Raw genomic sequence first — 16,618 nt, forward strand, 5'->3', positions numbered from 1 at the left:
ACAACGCCTTTCTGCATTACATGTCCGACAATGGGTAGAAGCCTACCCCACAAACGGCCGCCTTCCCGGGGGTCGGGAAGGCGGCTCGGTGGTGGTGGGAGAAATTGTCTAGAGAGCGTACTCGCGCAGGCGGGCGGCCCGGTGGCCGTCGCGCAGCTTGCTCATGACCTCACGCTCGATCTGGCGGACACGCTCGCGGGAGAGACCGAAGCGGCGGCCGATCTGGTCGAGGGTGCGCGGCACACCGTCGTCGAGGCCGTAGCGCAGGCGGATGACGTCCTGCTCGCGCTCCTCCAGGGTGCCCAGGACGGAACGGATGTCCGAGTGGCGCATGGTGGCCACGACGGCGGACTCCGCGTCGGTCGCCTCGGCGTCCTCGATGAAGTCACCCAGCGGGGCCTCCTCGTCAGCGCCGACCGGCATGTCCAGCGACACCGGGTCACGGGACTGGCGCAGCAGCATCTCGATGCGGGACTCCTCGATGCCGGACTCCTCGGCCAGCTCCTCGTTCGTCGCCTCACGGCCCAGGTGCTGGTACATCTCACGCTTGATGCGGGAGAGCTTGTTCACCTGCTCCACGAGGTGGACGGGGAGGCGGATGGTGCGGGACTGGTCGGCCATGCCGCGGGTGATCGCCTGGCGGATCCACCAGGTGGCGTAGGTGGAGAACTTGAAGCCCTTGGCGTAGTCGAACTTCTCCATCGCGCGGATGAGACCGAGGTTGCCCTCCTGGATGAGGTCCAGCAGCGGCATGCCGCGGCCGGTGTAACGCTTGGCCAGCGACACCACGAGGCGGAGGTTGGCCTCCAGCAGGTGGGCGCGGGCCTTGTTGCCGTCCTTCGCCAGCACCTTGAGGTCGCGCTTCATGGCGCGGGTGAGGTTCTTGTCCGTCTCCAGCAGGTGGGCGGCGTACAGGCCGACCTCGATCCGCTGGGCGAGTTCCACCTCTTCCTCCGCGTTGAGCAGAGCCGTACGGCCGATACCGTTGAGATAGACGCGGACCAGGTCCGCGGACGGGTTGTCGTTGGTCTGGCCGCGGCGGCTTCCACGGTCGGTGGTCTCTACGTCAGGATCCTGCAGGGAAGGGTTGGTCATCGGGAGGCCTCCTAAGTTCGCGGGTACTATCCGCTCAACGCGCGGGCGCCCGGTTTTGTTCCCGGGCGGTGAATCAGCATTCGACCAGCACCGTGAAGGGGCCCTCGTTGACGGAGGCGACCTGCATCATCGCCCCGAACACGCCCTCCTCGACGTGGATGCCCCGCGCGCGCAGCCCGGCGGCGATCCTCCCGATGACCGGTTCGGCGACTTCCCCGGGTGCGGCGTCCGACCAGCTGGGGCGGCGGCCCTTGGCGGTGCGGCCGTGGAGGGTGAACTGGCTGACGAGCAGCACCGACTGACCGGCCTCCTCGACGCCGCGCTCGCCGTCGAGGATGCGCAGTTCGGCGATCTTGCGCACCATCGTCTCCCAGGCGTCGGGCGCGTCCTCCCGGCCGACGCCGACGAGCGCCAGCAGGCCGGGACCGATCTCGCCGACGACCTCGCCGTCGACCGCGACGGACGCGGAGCTCACCCGGGTGAGGACGGCCTTCACAGGATCACCTCCGCCGGCAGCACGAGTCCGTGGCGGACCAGGTCGACGACGGCGGGCACAGCGGAATCCAACAGGGCCTCCTCCTCGAGGTCGTTGGCCAGGGCGTAGAGCCCGACCGTCTCCCGCAGCGAGAGCCCGTGCGGGTGCAGGCCGGCGACGATCGCCGCGAGATGCTTGTCGACGTCGTGCCTCCACCGTGGTCCGTCCGTACGGGTCAGTCGGAGGGCGGCGGGGGCGAAGCCCACGCCGGCGTCCGTGTCGGCCTGGGAGATGTCCTCCCGGGCCAGGCCGGGGCGGGCGAGGTATGTGGCGTCGGCAAGCTCGGTGGCGGTGCGCTCCCGCAGCCAGCCGATGCGGTCGAAGTACTCCTCGATCTCCGGGCCGAGGGGATCGGTGAAGGCCTGCGGCATGGGCTCGGCCATGATGTCCGACGGCTCGTCGCCGATGTCGCGGATGGCCACGAAACCGAAACCGATGCCGGTGACGCCGTGCTCGTCGAAGTGGCGCAGCCACGCCTCGGTGCGGGCGGCGGCCGCGGGGGAGCGGGGGTCGATGGACTCGTCACGCAGCCACGTGCCGACGTAGTGCGCGGGGTCGGCGACGTCGCGCTCGATGATCCATGCCGCCACACCCCGCTTGGGCAGCCACGACGCCACCCGCGCCGCCCAGGACTGCTCGTGGGTGTGCACCCACGCGGCGAGCAGATGCGCGGTACCACCCGGCGCGAGGTGCTCCGGGGCGCGGGAGACGACGAGCTCGGAGGCCCCGTCGAGGTTGAGGCCGGAGTCGCGGTAGACGTGGCCCACCTCCGGCAGGCCGACGACGAACGGCGGGTTGGCCACGATGCGGTCGAAACGGCGACCGGCGACCGGTTCGAACCAGGCACCCTGCAGCAGCTCCACCTGTGCGCCCGCCCCGGCGAAGGTGGCGGCCGCCAGCTCGAGGGCCCGCGGATGGATGTCCGTGGCCGTCACCTGCTCGGCGGTGCCCAGCTGGCCCAGAGCCTGCACGCCGGAGCCGGTGCCCAGGTCGAGGACCGTGTCCACCGGGGTGACCGGCGTGGACTGCAGGAGGGAGAGACTGGCCGCGCCGACGCCGAGGACGTGGTCCGGGCCGGGGACGTGCTCGGTCATGGAGGCGTCCGCGTCCGAGAACACCCACCGGTTCTCACCGACGATGACGTGCGGGCGGATGTCCAGGACGAGGCGGACGGTGCCGGAACGGTCGACGGTGACGGCGCGGGCGTCGATGAGCTTCGTCGCCAGGGTGGCCCCGAGCAGCTCGGCGAGCTCGGTGGCGGGGACCGCGTCGCGCAGCACGAAGACCCGGATGAGACGCGACAGGGTCGAATCATCCGCGGCGGCGTAACGCACGGCGGCCGGCTCACCGCGGTGGAGGGCCTCAGTGGCGTCCGGGCCCAGGTGGGCGGCGATGCCGTCGGCCGTGAACCCGGCGTCGGCGAAGAGGGCGGTCAGCTCGGGGGCGAGGGCGGCGAGGCTCACGTCGGATTCTCCTCGGTGTCGTCATGGTCGATGATGTCGGACTGCCCCGTCTCCAGCTCCGGACGGGCGGGGGACTCCAGCTGCGCGCGGCGCTCGGCCTCCACGGCGGCGTAGTACTCGCGGGCGACCTGCGGCTTGTAGGTGTTGCGGGTGCGCTTGTCCCGGACCTCACCCTTGCCGTTCGCGATGACCACCGCGATCCACGGCAACGGCACGGAGATGAGGAAGAGGATGCCCGAGAAGATCCAGTCACCCAGCCACAGATAACTGCCGGCGCTGATGAGCAGCGCCGGCAGGCGGGAGGCCTGCAGCCACGTGTACACCCGCTCGCGGTGGCGCAGATTCTCGGCGGGGGAGCGCTGCGCGGTGGTGATCAGCTCCGCGCGGCGACGGCGCAGGCGGAAGCGCCGCGCCGCCCGGGAGGAGGATTCCTCTCCCGGGTCCTCCACAGAGCCGAAGGTGTCCTGATCCATACTGCTCAGGGTAGCCCTGTGTGCCAATCAGGTCAGATGTGGGGCATGATGGTTCGCGTGAAGACCAGTACGAAGACCATCGAACGCCCAGACATCAGGGAAGACACCGACCTCGACGACGGCACCCCGAAGTTCTTCCACTACGTCAAGAAGAACCAGATCGTCGAGTCCGCCGTGAGCGGCAACATGGTCGTCGCCCTGTGCGGTGAGACCTTCCCGGTGACCAAGCAGGCCAAGCCGGGCTCGCCGGTGTGCCCCGACTGCGAACGGATCTACAAGGGCCTGCGTCGCAAGTGAGTGGGGGAGGACAGGGAAGCAAGGGGCAGCTCCGCGCCTGGCAGCGGTCGGCACTGACGAAGTTCCTGCTCCACAAACCGAAGGATTTCCTGGCGGTCGCGACGCCGGGCGCCGGTAAAACCACGTTCGCACTGCGCGTGGCCACCGAGCTCAAGTCGTCGCGCGCCGTGGACCGCGTCATCGTCGTGGTGCCCACCGAGCACCTGAAGATCCAGTGGTCCCAGGCCGCGGCCCGCGTCGGCCTGGCGCTGGACCCGCATTTCACCAACGCCTCCGCGGTCAACCCGTCCTACGACGGCGTCGTGGTCACCTACGCGCAGGTGGCGATGCACCCCTTCAAGCACTACGCGGTGTGCACGGCGAAGCGCTCCCTGGTGATCCTCGACGAGATCCACCACGGCGGTGACGCCAAGAGCTGGGGCGACGGCATCCGCGAGGCCTACGCCGACGCCGAGCACCGCCTCGCGCTCACCGGTACGCCGTTCCGTTCCGACGATTCGGCCATCCCCTTCGTCCGCTACGAGGAGGACGGGGAGGGACACCTGGTGTCCCGCTCCGACCACACCTACGGCTACGCCGATGCGCTGGCCGACGGCGTCGTCCGCCCCGTCGTGTTCCTCGCCTACTCGGGTGAGGCCCGTTGGCGCACCTCCGCGGGTGAGGAGTACGCCGCCCGCCTCGGCGAGCCGCTCAACGCGGAGCAGACGGCCCGTGCCTGGAAGACGGCGCTCGACCCGAAGGGCGACTGGATCCCGGCGGTGCTGCAGGCGGCGCACACCCGCCTGCTGCAGCTGCGCAAGAACATGCCCGACGCCGGTGGCCTCGTCATCGCCACGGACACGACGACGGCGCGCGCGTACGCCGCGATCCTCCGGAACCTGTCCTCCACGCCGGTGGCCGTCATCCTCTCCGACGAGCCCGGCTCCTCCGCCCGCATCGAGGAGTTCTCCAACAGCACCGACGAGTGGATGGTCGCCGTCCGCATGGTGTCCGAGGGTGTCGACGTCCCGCGCCTGGCCGTCGGCGTGTACGCCACCTCGGCGTCGACACCGCTGTTCTTCGCCCAGGCCATCGGCCGTTTCGTGCGGTCGCGCATGCCCGGTGAGACCGCGTCGGTGTTCCTGCCCTCCGTGCCCGTCCTGCTCGGCCTGGCGGAGAAGCTGGAGACCTCCCGCGACCACGTCCTCGGCAAACCCGACCGCCCCCAGGAGGGCTGGGACGACGAGGCGCTCGCCGAGGCCAACCGCGAGCAGAACGAGAAGGACGAGGAGAAGTCCTACGAATCCCTCGGCGCCGACGCCGAGCTCGACTCCCTCATCTACGACGGTTCCACCTACGGCACCGCCACCTTCACCGGTTCCGACGAGGAGGCCGACTACCTCGGCCTCCCCGGGCTGCTCGACGCCGAGCAGATGAAGGCCCTCCTGCGTAAGCGCCAGGAGGAGCAGCTCGACGCCCGCGACGCCGTCGCCGCCGCCAACGAGCAGGCCCGCCAGTCGGAGGGCAACAAGGCCGCCGCCGAGCGCGTCGCCAGCGACGTGCTGCCGCAGCTGCGCAAGGAGCTCAACGCGATCGTCTCCATCACTGCCGGGCGCACCGGGCGCCCGCACGGGGCGATCCACACCGAGGCCCGCAACGCCTGCGGCGGCCCGCCCACCGCCCTGTGCACGGAGGAACAGCTCCGCGACCGCATCGCCTATCTGCGGCAGTGGTGAGAGGAGTCAGGGAATACCCTGATTCTGCCCGGAATTTGCCCGATTCTACGGATTCAGACAGGAAAACTCACCACTCGGGCGGTTACCCTGAGGGGACAAAACGTATCTCTCTGAAAGGTGCCCGCGATGAGCAACCCCTTCGACCAGAACGACCCGAACCGGCCCACCGGCGGGCAACCGAACTACGACGCCTACCGGTACCCCTCCGGCGGTGACAACACCCCGGAGGCCGGGTACGGCGGCGGGACCACCCCGCAGCCGGACTACGGTGCCGGTTACGGCGGGGCCGGCTACGGCGTCGGCCCCGGCGGTTCCACCTGGGCGATGGAGGAGGAGAAGAACCGCGTCGCCCCGTGGGCCCTCGGTGTCGGCATCGTCGCCCTCATCGGCGGCGTGAGCATCCTGTTCTCCGGTTTCGCCTTCATCCCCGGGCTCATCGGCCTCATCATCGCCATCGTGGCGATCGTCCGGGCCCGCCGCATCCCGGGCCCGGGCCGCCGCATGGGTATGTCGGTGGCGGGCCTCATTCTCTCGCTCATCGCCATCGTCATCTCGATCCTGTTCTGGGTGTTCGCCGGTTTCATCATCAATGAGACCGGCATGATGGAGTGCTTCGAGATCTCCGACCCCGCCCAGCAGCAGACCTGCATCGAGAACTCGTTCAACACCTGGCTGGACAGTTAGCCATGTCCACTCCGGTCGCCGCCCCCGCCCCGGCCCAGAAGGTCCGCTACATCGCCCCGGACCTCGCCCGTGGCCTGGCACTGCTGGGCATCGCGCTGGCCAACCTGCCGACCGCCTGGGCCGCTCCGGAGACCGCCGACTCCGCCGGCTACTTCGGCGGCATCCACGGTGACGCGGGCATGGCCGAGCAGATCGCCGTGGTCCTCCACGCGATGTTCGTCCATGTCCGCGGCCTGCCCCTGTTCACCACGCTCCTCGGTTTCGGCGTCGGGCTCATCACCCTGAGCCTGTGGCGGCGCGGCTTCCCGCCGGGCAAGGCGAAGCGGGTGCTGTGGCGGCGCTACGGGTTCCTGGCACTCATCGGCGTGGTGCACCTGGTGCTGCTGTTCTTCGGCGACATCATCCTGCAGTATTCGCTGGTGGCCCTGGTGCTCATCTCGATGATCACGCTCCGCGACCGGACCCTCATGATCATCGCGTGGGTGATGCTGGGCCTCAACGTCGTCATCTACACTGCCATCGGCGTGGCCCTCATGTTCTTCCCCGCGGTCACGGACTTCGCGATGACACCGGGTGAATTCCAGTCGTCCGCCGACTCCTACCTCCACTACCTCGGGTTCAACGCCGCCGCCGGCCTCGCGGCCGTCGCCAGTTTCCCCATCCTCGTCTTCATGCTCGGCCCGCTGGTCATCATCGGGTTCGTGTGGGCCCGCCGGGGCGTGCTCATCGACGCTGCCGCCCACCGCACCCTCCTCCGCTCCTGGGTGGCCGTCGGAGCGGCCGTCGTCCTCATCGTCGGTCTGCCCTGGGGTCTGGCCGCCATCGGCGTCCTGCCCGAGACCTGGGAGGTCCCGTTCTCCGTCATCAACACCGGCGTCGGCCTCCTCACCGGCCCCGCCGCCCTGGCACTGGTGGCGCTGCTGTTCCAGGGAACCGTCGACACCCTCAACCCGGCCCTCCGGGCTTTCGTCGCCCTGGGCCAGCGTTCCATGTCGGGCTACATCCTGCAGTCGATCCTGTTCATGGTGATCACCCAGTCCTTCCTGCTCGGTTGGGGCAGCGAGGCAGGTATCCTGCCGCAGATGGGCCTCGCCTTCGGTGTGTGGCTGGCCACCCTGCTGTGGGCGTTCGTCTGGGACCTGTTCGGTTGGCCCGGGCCGATCGAGTGGGTCCACCGCCGCCTCAGCTACGGCCGCGAGGGGCTGCCCGCCGTCTACCGGCCACAGGAACTGGCCGTGCCAGTCGCACGCGAGCCGCGGTAGAAGGCCCGGAATCGCGCGACCCCCGCGTGCTCATGGACACGCGGGGGCCGGTGGCTGCTCGTAGGAGGAGCCGGAGCTGAACCACTCGGCGAACTCGGCGAACATGTCCAGGATGCCGGCACCGATGTACTGGAGGCCACCGTACTCCACCCAGGAGGAGGGGATCTCGGCGATGTAGGAGAGGTCGTTGAACATGATGTGTGCCTTTCGGTAGGAAGGTTTTGCTTCCCCCTCGTTCTATTACCGCGGAAACTCTCGCCGTGTCATGTGAATCGGAAACGCCCCCGTTCAACCCTGAACGGGGGCGTCGATAAGCTGAACAATTAGTCCAGGTAGTCGCGCAGCACCTGCGAACGCGAGGGGTGGCGCAGCTTGGACATCGTCTTCGACTCGATCTGACGGATGCGCTCACGCGTGACGCCGTACACCTGGCCGATCTCATCGAGGGTGCGCGGCATGCCGTCGGTGAGGCCGAAGCGCAGGCGGACGACACCGGCCTCACGCTCGGACAGCGTCTGCAGCACGTCCTGCAGCTGATCCTGCAGGAGGGTGAAGGAGACGGCGTCGACGGCGACGACGGCCTCGGAGTCCTCGATGAAGTCACCGAGCTGGGAGTCACCCTCGTCGCCGATGGTCTGGTCGAGGGAGATCGGCTCGCGGGCGTACTGCTGGATCTCGAGGACCTTCTCCTCGGTGATGTCCATCTCCTTCGCCAGCTCCAGCGGGGTGGGCTCGCGGCCCAGATCCTGCAGCAGCTCACGCTGGATGCGGCCCAGCTTGTTGATGACCTCGACCATGTGCACCGGGATGCGGATGGTGCGGGCCTGATCGGCCATGGCGCGCGTGATGGCCTGGCGGATCCACCACGTGGCGTACGTGGAGAACTTGTAGCCCTTGGTGTAGTCGAACTTCTCCACCGCGCGGATGAGACCGAGGTTGCCCTCCTGGATGAGGTCGAGGAACGCCATGCCGCGGCCGGTGTAGCGCTTCGCCAGCGAGACGACGAGACGCAGGTTGGCCTCGAGCAGGTGGTTCTTGGCCTTGCGGCCGTCACGGGCGATGGCCCGCAGGTCACGCTTGACCGCCGGGGTCAGCTTGGCGTCCTTGTCACCGCCGGCGAAGGCCTCCTCCATCTGCTCCATGCGGTAGGTGGCGTACAGACCGGCCTCGATGCGCTTGGCCAGGGACACCTCCTGCTCCGCGTTGAGCAGGGCGACCTTGCCGATCTGCTTGAGGTAGGCGCGGACGGAGTCGGCGGAGGCGGTGAGCTCCGCGTCCTTCCGGGCCTGGCGCAGGGCGGCGGACTCGTCCTCGTCCCAGACGGAGGCGCCGGTGTCCTCCTCCTCTTCCTCCTCGACACCCTCCTCGCCGAGCTCATCCTCCTCGAGGTTGGCCTCGTCGAAGTCGGGCTCGGCGGGCTCGAGCTCATCCTCGAGCTCGTCCTCTGCACCCTCCGGTGCCTCGGCGTCGGTCGCGGCCTTGGTGGTGGCCTTGCGGGTGGTTTTCTTGGCGGTCTTCTTGGCCACCTTGCGGGTGGTCTTCTTCGCCGCCTTGCGCGCGGTCTTCTTGGCGACCTTGCGGGCCGTCTTCTTGGCCACCTTCTTGGCGGCCTTCTTCACCGGAGTATCGGCGGCTGACTCGACCGCAGAGTTGTCTGCGTTGTCAGTCGCTGCATTGCCTGAAGAATCGGTGGCTGCCACGTACGCCCTTTCGCCTTGCCTACTTGAATGTGTCGGCCCCGTACCAGAGACGGGGCGATCACCGCTGCGACGGTGCGGTGCACCGCCCTCGCAATCAACCGCCCAGTATAGATCAATTATTCCGTGACGGTTCAACCGCCTCAGGGTGCGACGTGTGCCGCCACGGCCATCGCCGCGCCCACGATGCCGGCGCGATTACGCAGCTGGGCGGGGAAAACAGGGGCCTCGACGTCGAGAAGCGGGACCCATTTCTCGTGCTCCCGGGAAATTCCGCCACCGACGATGAACGCGCCCGGGTTGAGCAGGCGCTCGTACTCGCGCAGCACCTTCGTCACGCGCTTCGCCCACTTCTTGTAGCTGAGCTCGTCGCGGTCCTTCGCGGCGGACGACGCCCGCCGTTCCGCCTCCACCGAGTCGATGATGATGTGGCCGAGTTCGGTGTTGGGGAAGAGGTGGCCGTCGACAAGCAGGGCGGAACCGATGCCGGTGCCGAAGGTGAGAAACAGTGCCGAGCCCTGGCGGGAGCGCGGATCGCCGAAGGCGACCTCGGCGATGCCGGCAGCGTCGGCGTCGTTGAGCACGGAGATCTCGCGCTCGCCGAGGTGGCGGGCGAAGAGCTCATGGACGTCGGTGCCGATCCACGACTCGTCGATGTTCGCTGCGGTGCGGGCGATCTGGCCCTTGATCACCGAGGGCATCGTCAGGCCGACGGGCCCGTCCCACTCGGCGAGGCGCACGATCTCCGCGGCGGTCTCGGCCACCGCCTCCGGGGTCGCCGGCCGGGGCGTCTTGATCTTGATGCGGTCGCCGACGAACTCGCCGTCCTCCAGATTCACGCGGGCACCCTTGATGCCCGACCCGCCGATGTCGATACCGAAGCCGATTGTGCTCATGGCGCCAAGCATACAAACTGCGGGCACAATGGGGCCCATGACGAAACACGATCCCCTGCCGCTCAAGGACATCGCCGTCGAGGTCGCCGTCGAGGCCGCCGGGAAGATCCTCGCCAAGCGGGCGGAACTGGGGGACATCCGCAGTTACTCCGCCACGAAGTCGTCGGCGGTGGATCCGGTGACCATCGTCGACACGCTCGCCGAGGACTTCATCGCCGACCGCCTGCTCACCCTGCGTCCCGACGACGGGATCATCGGCGAGGAGGGCAGCTCGCGGGCGTCGACAAGCGGGGTGTCGTGGATCGTCGACCCCATCGACGGCACCGTCAACTTCCTCTACGGCCTGCCCGAGTACGCCGTGTCCATCGCCGCGGCCGTCGACGGGGAGGTGCTCGCCGGCTGCGTCGTCAACGTCCCCCGCGGCCACGTCTACTCCGCCGCGGTGGGGCAGGGTGCCCACGTCGAGCGCGACGGGGAGCGGGTGCGCCTGGCGTGCAACGAGGTGACCGACCCGGCGCTGGCGCTCGTGGCCACCGGCTTCTCCTACTCCTCCGCGTGGCGCGCGCAGCAGGCGGCACTGCTCGCCGAGATGCTGCCCCGGGTCCGGGACATCCGCCGCATGGGTGCCGCCGCCCTCGACTTCTGCCGCGTCGCCGAGGGCACCGTCGACGCCTTCTACGAGCACGGCCTGCACTGCTGGGACTTCGCCGCCGGCGCACTCATCGCCCGGGAGGCGGGGGCAGTCGCCCACACCCCCCGCTTGTCGACGCCCGGTTCTGCCGGCGAGCCCGTCTCCGTCGCCGCCGGCCCCTTGTCAGCGGCCTGGCAGGAACTGGTCGCCGACGCCGGTGTCATGCGTCCCCTTCAGGGCCGGTAACACGCCGGTGGCCTGGGAGTATGACATGGAGGAATTTGTGGCTTAATATGCGCCTCGACACTACGCACATCGGCCGTGGACGCGGTTGATCAACACGTGAAGGATGTACGACGTATGGCGACTGATTACGACGCACCGCGACGTCGCGTTGAGGACGAGCTGGAGACCGACTCCCTCGAGGGTCTCAAGGCCGCTGAGAGCCAGAGCCCCGGCATCGACGACGACGGCGAGATCGTCGAGCCCTTCGACCTCCCGGCCGTCGACCTGTCCGGTGAGGAACTCAACGTCACCGTCGTGCCGAAGCAGGCCGACGAGTTCACCTGCGCCGAGTGCTTCCTCGTGCAGCGTCGTAACCGTGTCGCCTTCACCCAGGACGACGGTTCCGAGATCTGCCAGGACTGCGCCTAGACGGCACACGTCGGGCCCGGCGGGAGTGATCCTGCCGGGCCCTTCGCGTATCCGCGTCTCCGCCGGTCAGCGCTCCAGGTGCGCCAGGGAGGTGTCCGTCTGCTCCGGGAGGAACGCCTCGAGGAGCTTCTCCGGGTGGCGGGTGCTCACCAACCAGTAGGGGGTGGGGTCCTCCGGATCGTCGAGCACCAGCATGACCATCTCGTGGATCCAGCCGTGCGAGACGACGAACGCCGCCGGGTCGAGCTGGCGGCCCATGGCGTTGCGCTTCGCGGTGGCGGGCACCGCCAGGGAACGGGACACCACGTCGTGGGGGAGGTTCGCCGACTTCACCGACAGCCACCGCGTCCCGTCCGGATCCTGCTCCACCGTGATGACGGTCGACGACCAGCTGACCAGGATCCACACCGCCACGGCTGAGAGCACGATGAGCGGCACGATGAGCCAGGCGATGGTGCGGTTCTGGTACAGCTGCAGGGCCGTCAGGATCACGAGGAACGCCGCCAGGGCCCACCAGTAGACAGGCACCCACTGACGCTCGCGGTAGAGGGTGCGGGGGGCGGCGGAAGAAGCTGAACCGGTGTCACTCACGATTCACCACTCTAACCCATCGATCCATGGCCTAGATTGGTCCCGTGACGTACATGAGTGAATTCAGCCCGGTCCGCATCAAGCGACTGGACAAGGACCTGCCCCTGCCCGCCCGCGCCCACCGCGGCGACGCCGGCGTCGACCTCTACAGCACCGAGGACGTGACCCTCGCCCCCGGCCAGCGGCAGCTCGTCGGCACCGGCATCGCCCTGGCCCTGCCGCTGGGCACCGTCGGCCTCATCCACCCGCGCTCCGGGCTGGCCGCCAAGCAGGGGCTGAGCATCGTCAATGCCCCCGGCACCGTCGACGCGGACTACCGCGGGGAGATCAAGGTGAGCCTCATCAACCTCGACCCGCAGACCCCCGTGGAGATCACCCGCGGCATGCGCATCGCCCAGCTCGTCGTCCAGCGGGTCGAGCTCGTCGACTTCGCGGAGGTCGAGGATCTCGACGTCACCGAGCGTGGCGAGGGGGGCCACGGATCCACCGGCACCCATTAGCCGCTAGTACAGTGGGCGGCAACGTACACCACGAGGAGACGATCAACCATGGCTATGTGGCCGTTCGGTAAGAAGCAGGAAGCGGCGGAGTCCACCTACGAGGACCCCACCCCGGAGGTGCCGGAGGACGTCGAGCCGCAGGAGGCCACCGTCGCGGGGGACACCGGCCCCTTCGACGGCGACACCGTGGACATCGCCGAGTTCGACTTCTCCGACTTCTCCCTCGGCATCCTCGACCTCGGCTCCATGCGCATCCCCCTGCCGAAGAATTCCCAGGTGCAGGTGGAGATGGGGGAGCAGGGCCCGAAGATGGTCCACATCGTCACCGAGTTCGGCCGCATCACCCCCGTCGCCTTCGCCGCCCCCAACTCCGCCGGCCAGTGGGCCGAGGCGGGCGAGCAGATCACCCAGGGCATGATGGGCGACGGCCTGGAGACCGACGTCGACCAGGGCCCGTGGGGCCCGGAGATCATCGGCCAGGGCGAGCACGGCAAGATCCGCGTCATCGGCGTCGAGGGTCCGCGCTGGATGCTGCGCATGACCACCACCGCCCCGCACGACCGCGCCGAGGGCCTGCGCGACCTGGCCCGCGAGATCACCGCCCGCACCTTCGTCTACCGCGGCTCCGACCCGATCCTCGCCGGCAACTCCCTGCCCGTCGTCCTGCCGAAGCAGCTCGTCGAACAGGTGCAGCAGGCGATGCAGCAGCGCGCCGAGCAGGCCCAGCAGCAGGCCGCCCAGGCACTCAAGGCACAGTCCCAGCAGGTCGACGAGGTCCCCACCGAGGAGCCGACCGAGAAGTAGGGGCGTGTAGGCTGACCTCTTTCCCTTCGTCGCTGAACCCAGGAGCTGCTCGTGACCGACCTTGAGATCACCCGTATGGCGCACGGCGGTGAGGGCATCGCCGAGTTGGACGGGCGGGTCGTGTTCGTGCGCGGCGCCTACCCGGGCGACGTGGTGCGCGTGCGCCTCACCCAGGACAAGAAGCGTTTCGCCCGCGCCGAAGTCACCGAGGTGCTCACCCCGGGGCCGCTGCGCGTCGAGCAGGCCTGCCCGGCGGCCGCCGCCGGGGCCGGCTGCTGCGACTTCGGCGACCTCAACCCCGAGGCCGAGACCGGCCTCAAGGCCGACATCCTGCTGAGCCAGCTCACCCGCCTCGGTCGCGTCAGCGAGCCGCCCGCCCCGGAACTCCACCCCCTCCCGCCCGTGCGGGGCTGGCGGACCAGGGTGCGGCTGGGCGTCGACAAGCAGGGACGGGCGGGTTTCCGCGCGCACGGTTCCCACGAGATCATCTCGGTGCCGTGCACGCAGGTCGTCCCCGGGCTTGTCGACGACCTCCTCGACCGCACCTACACCCCGGGCGCGGAGATCGTCGCCGTCCGCGACTCCGCCGGTCAGCGGCACGTCGTGGAGACGCGCCGGGCCCCGCGGGGGCGTCGTGTCGAGAACGTGCAGCAGGTGCTCGAGGGATCCGGCACCGTCACCGAGCACGCCGACGGCCACACCTTCCACTTCCCGGCCACCGGCTTCTGGCAGGCGCACGTCGCCGCCCCCGACGCCTACACCACGCTCGTGCGTGAGTGGCTGGCGGACCTGCCCGCCGGCGAGGGCGTCGGCTGGGACCTCTACGGCGGCGTCGGCCTGTTCGTGCCCGCCCTGGCCTCCGCGCTGGGGGACGGGGCGGTCATCCACTCCGTCGACTACTCGACGTCCGCCCGCAACCAGGAGTTCGACGGTCACCGGGTGGAGTGGCACAACACGCTCGTCGAGAAGGCGATCGGCTCGCTGCCCGCGCCGCGGGTCGTCGTCCTCGACCCGCCCCGGACGGGCGCGGGCGACGAGGTAGTGGCGGGCGTCGCGAAGCAGAACCCGGAGCGCGTCATCCACGTCGGATGCGATCCCGCGACCTTCTCCCGTGACGCCGCGGCCTGGGGCGAGGCTGGCTACCGGCTCACCCGCCTGGCGGTGCTCAACGCGTTCCCCGGAACGCATCATTTCGAAGTCATGGCGCAACTGTCCCGCTGAATCGGGGACAGGTAAGATGATCGGAACCGGTCGAACAAGGTTGTAAGGAGTCGAGCAGACAACGATGGGTATTCTCAGTGGACTGTCGTCACCCGTAGACCTGAATAACCTCGGGCTGGAGCAGCTCGAGGAGCTCGCGGAGGAGATCCGGCAGCTGCTCGTGGAGAAGGTGTCCGCGACGGGCGGCCACCTCGGCCCGAACCTCGGCGTCGTCGAACTGACCATCGCCCTGCACAAGATCTTCACCTCGCCGCACGATCCGATCATCTTCGACACCTCCCACCAGTCCTACGTGCACAAGATCCTCACCGGACGCGCGGGGGAGTTCGACACGCTGCGCCAGAAGGGCGGCATCTCCGGTTACACCGCCCGCGGCGAATCCGAGCACGACTGGACCGAGTCCTCCCACGCCTCCGCCGCCCTGTCCGTCGCCGACGGCATGGCCAAGGCCTTCGAACTGTCCGGCCTCGACCGCCAGGTCGTCGCCGTCGTCGGTGACGGGGCACTGACCGGCGGCATGTGCTGGGAGGCACTCAACAACATCGCCTCCGGCCACGACCGCAACGTCGTCATCGTCGTCAACGACAACGGCCGCTCCTACTCGCCGACCATCGGCGGCTTCGCCGACAACCTCGCCCGCCTCCGCATGGAACGCTCCTACGACGAGATCATGGAGCACGGCAAGAAGACCCTGAAATCCATGGGCTGGGTCGGGGAGCGCACCTTCGAGGCACTCGCCTCCTTCAAGGAGGGCGTGAAGTCCCAGATCATCCCCACCGAGATGTTCCCCGAACTGGGTATGAAGTACGTCGGCCCCGTCAAGGGCCACGACCTCAAGTCCCTGCTGCACGCACTGACCTACGCCCGCGACTACGACGGGCCGATCATCGTCCACGCCATCACCGAGAAGGGACACGGCTACGGGCCGGCCGTCAACGACGTCGCTGACCAGATGCACGCCACGGGTGTCATCGACCCCCTCACCGGTGAGGCACTGAGCCAGGCCAAGCCCGACTGGACGTCCGTGTTCACCTCCGCGGTACTCGATGCCGCCGAGCGTCGCGACGACATCGTCGCCATCACCGCCGCCATGGCCGGACCCACCGGGCTGGCCGCCTTCGCCGAGGCCTACCCGGACCGCTTCTTCGACGTGGGCATCGCCGAACAGCACGCCGTCACCTCCGCCGCCGGCCTCGCGCTGGCCGGCAAACACCCCGTCGTGGCGATCTACTCGACGTTCCTCAACCGCGCCTTCGACCAGCTGCTCATGGACGTCGGCCTCCTCCGCCTGCCCGTCACCTTCGTCCTCGACCGCTCGGGCGTCACCGGCCCCGACGGCGCCTCCCACAACGGTGTGTGGGACATGGCGCTCACCAGCATCGTCCCCGGCATCCGGGTCGCCGCCCCCCGTGACGGCGCCCAGCTGCGGGAGCTTTTCGACGCCGCCCTCGACATCACCGACGGCCCCTCCGTCGTCCGCTACCCGAAGGGCGCCCTGCCCGAGGAGATCCCCGCGCTCATGCAGTTGGCTGACGGCGTGGACATGCTCCGCTACTCGGATGACGCGGCGGAGGGCCTCGACGTGCTGCTCGTCGCCGTCGGCTCCATGGCCGGGGTGGCGCTGACCGTGGCCGCCGCGCTGGAGGAGGAGGGCGTCAACGTCACCGTCGTCGACCCCCGCTGGATCGTCCCCGTCGCCGGGTCGCTCGTCGGCCTCGCCGACGACCACGACCTCGTGGTGGTCATCGAGGACGGCATCGTCCGCGGGGGTGTCGGCTCCCTCCTCGCCGAGGTGCTCTCCGCCGCCGAGGTCGACACGCCGCTGCGCCGCCTGGGCTTCCCCTCCGTGTTCCCGATGCACAGTTCGCGCTCCGAACTGCTCGCCGAGGTGGGCCTCGACCACGACGGCGTCCTCGCCTCCGTGAGATCATGGCTCGAGGGGATTGTCAAGGACTAGGTCGCCGAGAGGCACCGTTTCTGTGGATGGTTGGTGGTTATCCACAGGCCGGGTTGGTTGCTTGTCGACGCCGCGTTGTTTCCGGTTTAGTGTCCGGGGCATGAACACCGTTGCTGCGTTGCAGGCCCTGCGGGCCATGACCG

18 protein-coding genes are annotated in these 16,618 nt (G+C 69.1%); 10 read left to right on the forward strand and 8 right to left on the reverse strand.

The window, feature by feature from the left end; translation table 11 throughout:
* Positions 1–108: 108 nt before the first annotated feature.
* The 4 genes from B9Y70_RS03165 to B9Y70_RS03180 form a co-directional block, all read right to left on the reverse strand.
* Entirely contained in the window at positions 109–1,095 is a 987-nt protein-coding gene (locus B9Y70_RS03165) for a sigma-70 family RNA polymerase sigma factor (RefSeq protein WP_085548768.1), read from the reverse strand.
* A 73-nt stretch (positions 1,096–1,168) separates the two neighbouring features.
* Positions 1,169–1,591 carry a D-aminoacyl-tRNA deacylase gene (dtd, locus tag B9Y70_RS03170; protein ID WP_085548769.1) on the reverse strand — a complete coding sequence of 141 codons (423 nt, stop codon included), beginning with the start codon at positions 1,589–1,591 and terminating at the stop codon, positions 1,169–1,171.
* Positions 1,588–3,093, reverse strand: a complete 1,506-nt coding sequence (locus B9Y70_RS03175; protein WP_085548770.1) for a DUF7782 domain-containing protein — start codon at positions 3,091–3,093, stop codon at positions 1,588–1,590. The genes dtd and B9Y70_RS03175 overlap by 4 nt, the downstream gene beginning before the upstream one ends.
* Positions 3,090–3,566 (reverse strand): DUF3099 domain-containing protein, encoded by a 477-nt coding sequence (locus B9Y70_RS03180; RefSeq protein WP_085548771.1) that lies wholly within the window; start codon positions 3,564–3,566, stop codon positions 3,090–3,092. The genes B9Y70_RS03175 and B9Y70_RS03180 overlap by 4 nt, the downstream gene beginning before the upstream one ends.
* A 57-nt stretch (positions 3,567–3,623) precedes the next feature.
* Between B9Y70_RS03180 and B9Y70_RS03185 the strand changes: the two genes are divergently transcribed.
* The 4 genes from B9Y70_RS03185 (at position 3,624) to B9Y70_RS03200 (ending at position 7,524) form a co-directional block, all read left to right on the forward strand.
* Positions 3,624–3,863, forward strand: coding sequence for a DUF3039 domain-containing protein (locus B9Y70_RS03185; protein WP_085548839.1), 240 nt, complete (start codon positions 3,624–3,626; stop codon positions 3,861–3,863).
* The gene (locus B9Y70_RS03190) at positions 3,860–5,578 is read left to right on the forward strand and encodes a DEAD/DEAH box helicase (RefSeq protein ID WP_085548772.1); all 1,719 of its coding nucleotides are present in this window, start codon (positions 3,860–3,862) and stop codon (positions 5,576–5,578) included. The genes B9Y70_RS03185 and B9Y70_RS03190 overlap by 4 nt, the downstream gene beginning before the upstream one ends.
* 126 nt (positions 5,579–5,704) lie before the next feature.
* Positions 5,705–6,262 carry a CD20-like domain-containing protein gene (locus B9Y70_RS03195; RefSeq protein WP_085548773.1) on the forward strand — a complete coding sequence of 186 codons (558 nt, stop codon included), beginning with the start codon at positions 5,705–5,707 and terminating at the stop codon, positions 6,260–6,262.
* Between the two features lie 2 nt (positions 6,263–6,264).
* Positions 6,265–7,524 carry a DUF418 domain-containing protein gene (locus tag B9Y70_RS03200; protein WP_085548774.1) on the forward strand — a complete coding sequence of 420 codons (1,260 nt, stop codon included), beginning with the start codon at positions 6,265–6,267 and terminating at the stop codon, positions 7,522–7,524.
* Between the two features lie 30 nt (positions 7,525–7,554).
* Here the strand turns inward: B9Y70_RS03200 and B9Y70_RS12740 are convergent, their stop codons facing one another.
* The 3 genes from B9Y70_RS12740 to ppgK all read right to left on the reverse strand — a co-directional run bounded on the left by B9Y70_RS12740 (position 7,555) and on the right by ppgK (position 10,117).
* Positions 7,555–7,719 carry a hypothetical protein gene (locus tag B9Y70_RS12740; RefSeq protein WP_159449775.1) on the reverse strand — a complete coding sequence of 55 codons (165 nt, stop codon included), beginning with the start codon at positions 7,717–7,719 and terminating at the stop codon, positions 7,555–7,557.
* A gap of 128 nt (positions 7,720–7,847) precedes the next feature.
* The gene (locus B9Y70_RS03205; protein WP_476728485.1) at positions 7,848–9,344 is read right to left on the reverse strand and encodes an RNA polymerase sigma factor; all 1,497 of its coding nucleotides are present in this window, start codon (positions 9,342–9,344) and stop codon (positions 7,848–7,850) included.
* Between the two features lie 20 nt (positions 9,345–9,364).
* Complete coding sequence (ppgK, locus tag B9Y70_RS03210; RefSeq protein WP_085548776.1) at positions 9,365–10,117, reverse strand: polyphosphate--glucose phosphotransferase; 753 nt, start codon at positions 10,115–10,117, stop codon at positions 9,365–9,367.
* 37 nt (positions 10,118–10,154) lie between these two features.
* Here ppgK and B9Y70_RS03215 point away from each other — a divergent pair, with 37 nt between their 5' ends.
* Both B9Y70_RS03215 and B9Y70_RS03220 read left to right on the forward strand, forming a co-directional pair.
* Entirely contained in the window at positions 10,155–10,994 is an 840-nt protein-coding gene (locus tag B9Y70_RS03215; RefSeq protein WP_143337482.1) for an inositol monophosphatase family protein, read from the forward strand.
* Between the two features lie 114 nt (positions 10,995–11,108).
* Positions 11,109–11,402 (forward strand): DUF4193 domain-containing protein, encoded by a 294-nt coding sequence (locus B9Y70_RS03220; protein WP_085548778.1) that lies wholly within the window; start codon positions 11,109–11,111, stop codon positions 11,400–11,402.
* 66 nt (positions 11,403–11,468) lie between these two features.
* Here the strand turns inward: B9Y70_RS03220 and B9Y70_RS03225 are convergent, their stop codons facing one another.
* Positions 11,469–11,993: a DUF3093 domain-containing protein gene (locus tag B9Y70_RS03225; RefSeq protein WP_085548779.1), complete on the reverse strand. Its 525-nt coding sequence runs from the start codon at positions 11,991–11,993 to the stop codon at positions 11,469–11,471.
* A gap of 53 nt (positions 11,994–12,046) precedes the next feature.
* Here B9Y70_RS03225 and dut point away from each other — a divergent pair, with 53 nt between their 5' ends.
* The 4 genes from dut (at position 12,047) to dxs (ending at position 16,475) form a co-directional block, all read left to right on the forward strand.
* Positions 12,047–12,493, forward strand: coding sequence for a dUTP diphosphatase (gene dut / locus B9Y70_RS03230; protein WP_085548780.1), 447 nt, complete (start codon positions 12,047–12,049; stop codon positions 12,491–12,493).
* Positions 12,494–12,541: 48 nt separating this feature from the next.
* The gene (locus B9Y70_RS03235; protein WP_143337483.1) at positions 12,542–13,297 is read left to right on the forward strand and encodes a DUF3710 domain-containing protein; all 756 of its coding nucleotides are present in this window, start codon (positions 12,542–12,544) and stop codon (positions 13,295–13,297) included.
* Between the two features lie 45 nt (positions 13,298–13,342).
* Positions 13,343–14,518, forward strand: coding sequence for a class I SAM-dependent RNA methyltransferase (locus B9Y70_RS03240; RefSeq protein ID WP_338025215.1), 1,176 nt, complete (start codon positions 13,343–13,345; stop codon positions 14,516–14,518).
* A gap of 64 nt (positions 14,519–14,582) precedes the next feature.
* Entirely contained in the window at positions 14,583–16,475 is a 1,893-nt protein-coding gene (dxs, locus tag B9Y70_RS03245) for a 1-deoxy-D-xylulose-5-phosphate synthase (protein WP_085548781.1), read from the forward strand.
* Positions 16,476–16,618: the final 143 nt, after the last annotated feature.

Source organism: Corynebacterium pollutisoli, assembly GCF_900177745.1.
Lineage (GTDB): Bacteria > Actinomycetota > Actinomycetes > Mycobacteriales > Mycobacteriaceae > Corynebacterium > Corynebacterium pollutisoli.

Bases quoted from the DNA above. Each gene is read 5' to 3' on its own strand.
- B9Y70_RS03165 (WP_085548768.1), bottom strand. From the start codon at position 1,095: ATGACCAACCCTTCCCTGCAGGATCCTGACGTAGAGACCACCGACCGT.
- B9Y70_RS03180 (WP_085548771.1), bottom strand. From the start codon at position 3,566: ATGGATCAGGACACCTTCGGCTCTGTGGAGGACCCGGGAGAGGAATCC.
- B9Y70_RS03195 (WP_085548773.1), top strand. From the start codon at position 5,705: ATGAGCAACCCCTTCGACCAGAACGACCCGAACCGGCCCACCGGCGGG.
- B9Y70_RS03200 (WP_085548774.1), top strand. From the start codon at position 6,265: ATGTCCACTCCGGTCGCCGCCCCCGCCCCGGCCCAGAAGGTCCGCTAC.
- B9Y70_RS12740 (WP_159449775.1), bottom strand. From the start codon at position 7,719: ATGTTCAACGACCTCTCCTACATCGCCGAGATCCCCTCCTCCTGGGTG.
- ppgK (WP_085548776.1), bottom strand. From the start codon at position 10,117: ATGAGCACAATCGGCTTCGGTATCGACATCGGCGGGTCGGGCATCAAG.
- B9Y70_RS03215 (WP_143337482.1), top strand. From the start codon at position 10,155: ATGACGAAACACGATCCCCTGCCGCTCAAGGACATCGCCGTCGAGGTC.
- B9Y70_RS03220 (WP_085548778.1), top strand. From the start codon at position 11,109: ATGGCGACTGATTACGACGCACCGCGACGTCGCGTTGAGGACGAGCTG.
- dut (WP_085548780.1), top strand. From the start codon at position 12,047: ATGAGTGAATTCAGCCCGGTCCGCATCAAGCGACTGGACAAGGACCTG.
- B9Y70_RS03235 (WP_143337483.1), top strand. From the start codon at position 12,542: ATGGCTATGTGGCCGTTCGGTAAGAAGCAGGAAGCGGCGGAGTCCACC.
- dxs (WP_085548781.1), top strand. From the start codon at position 14,583: ATGGGTATTCTCAGTGGACTGTCGTCACCCGTAGACCTGAATAACCTC.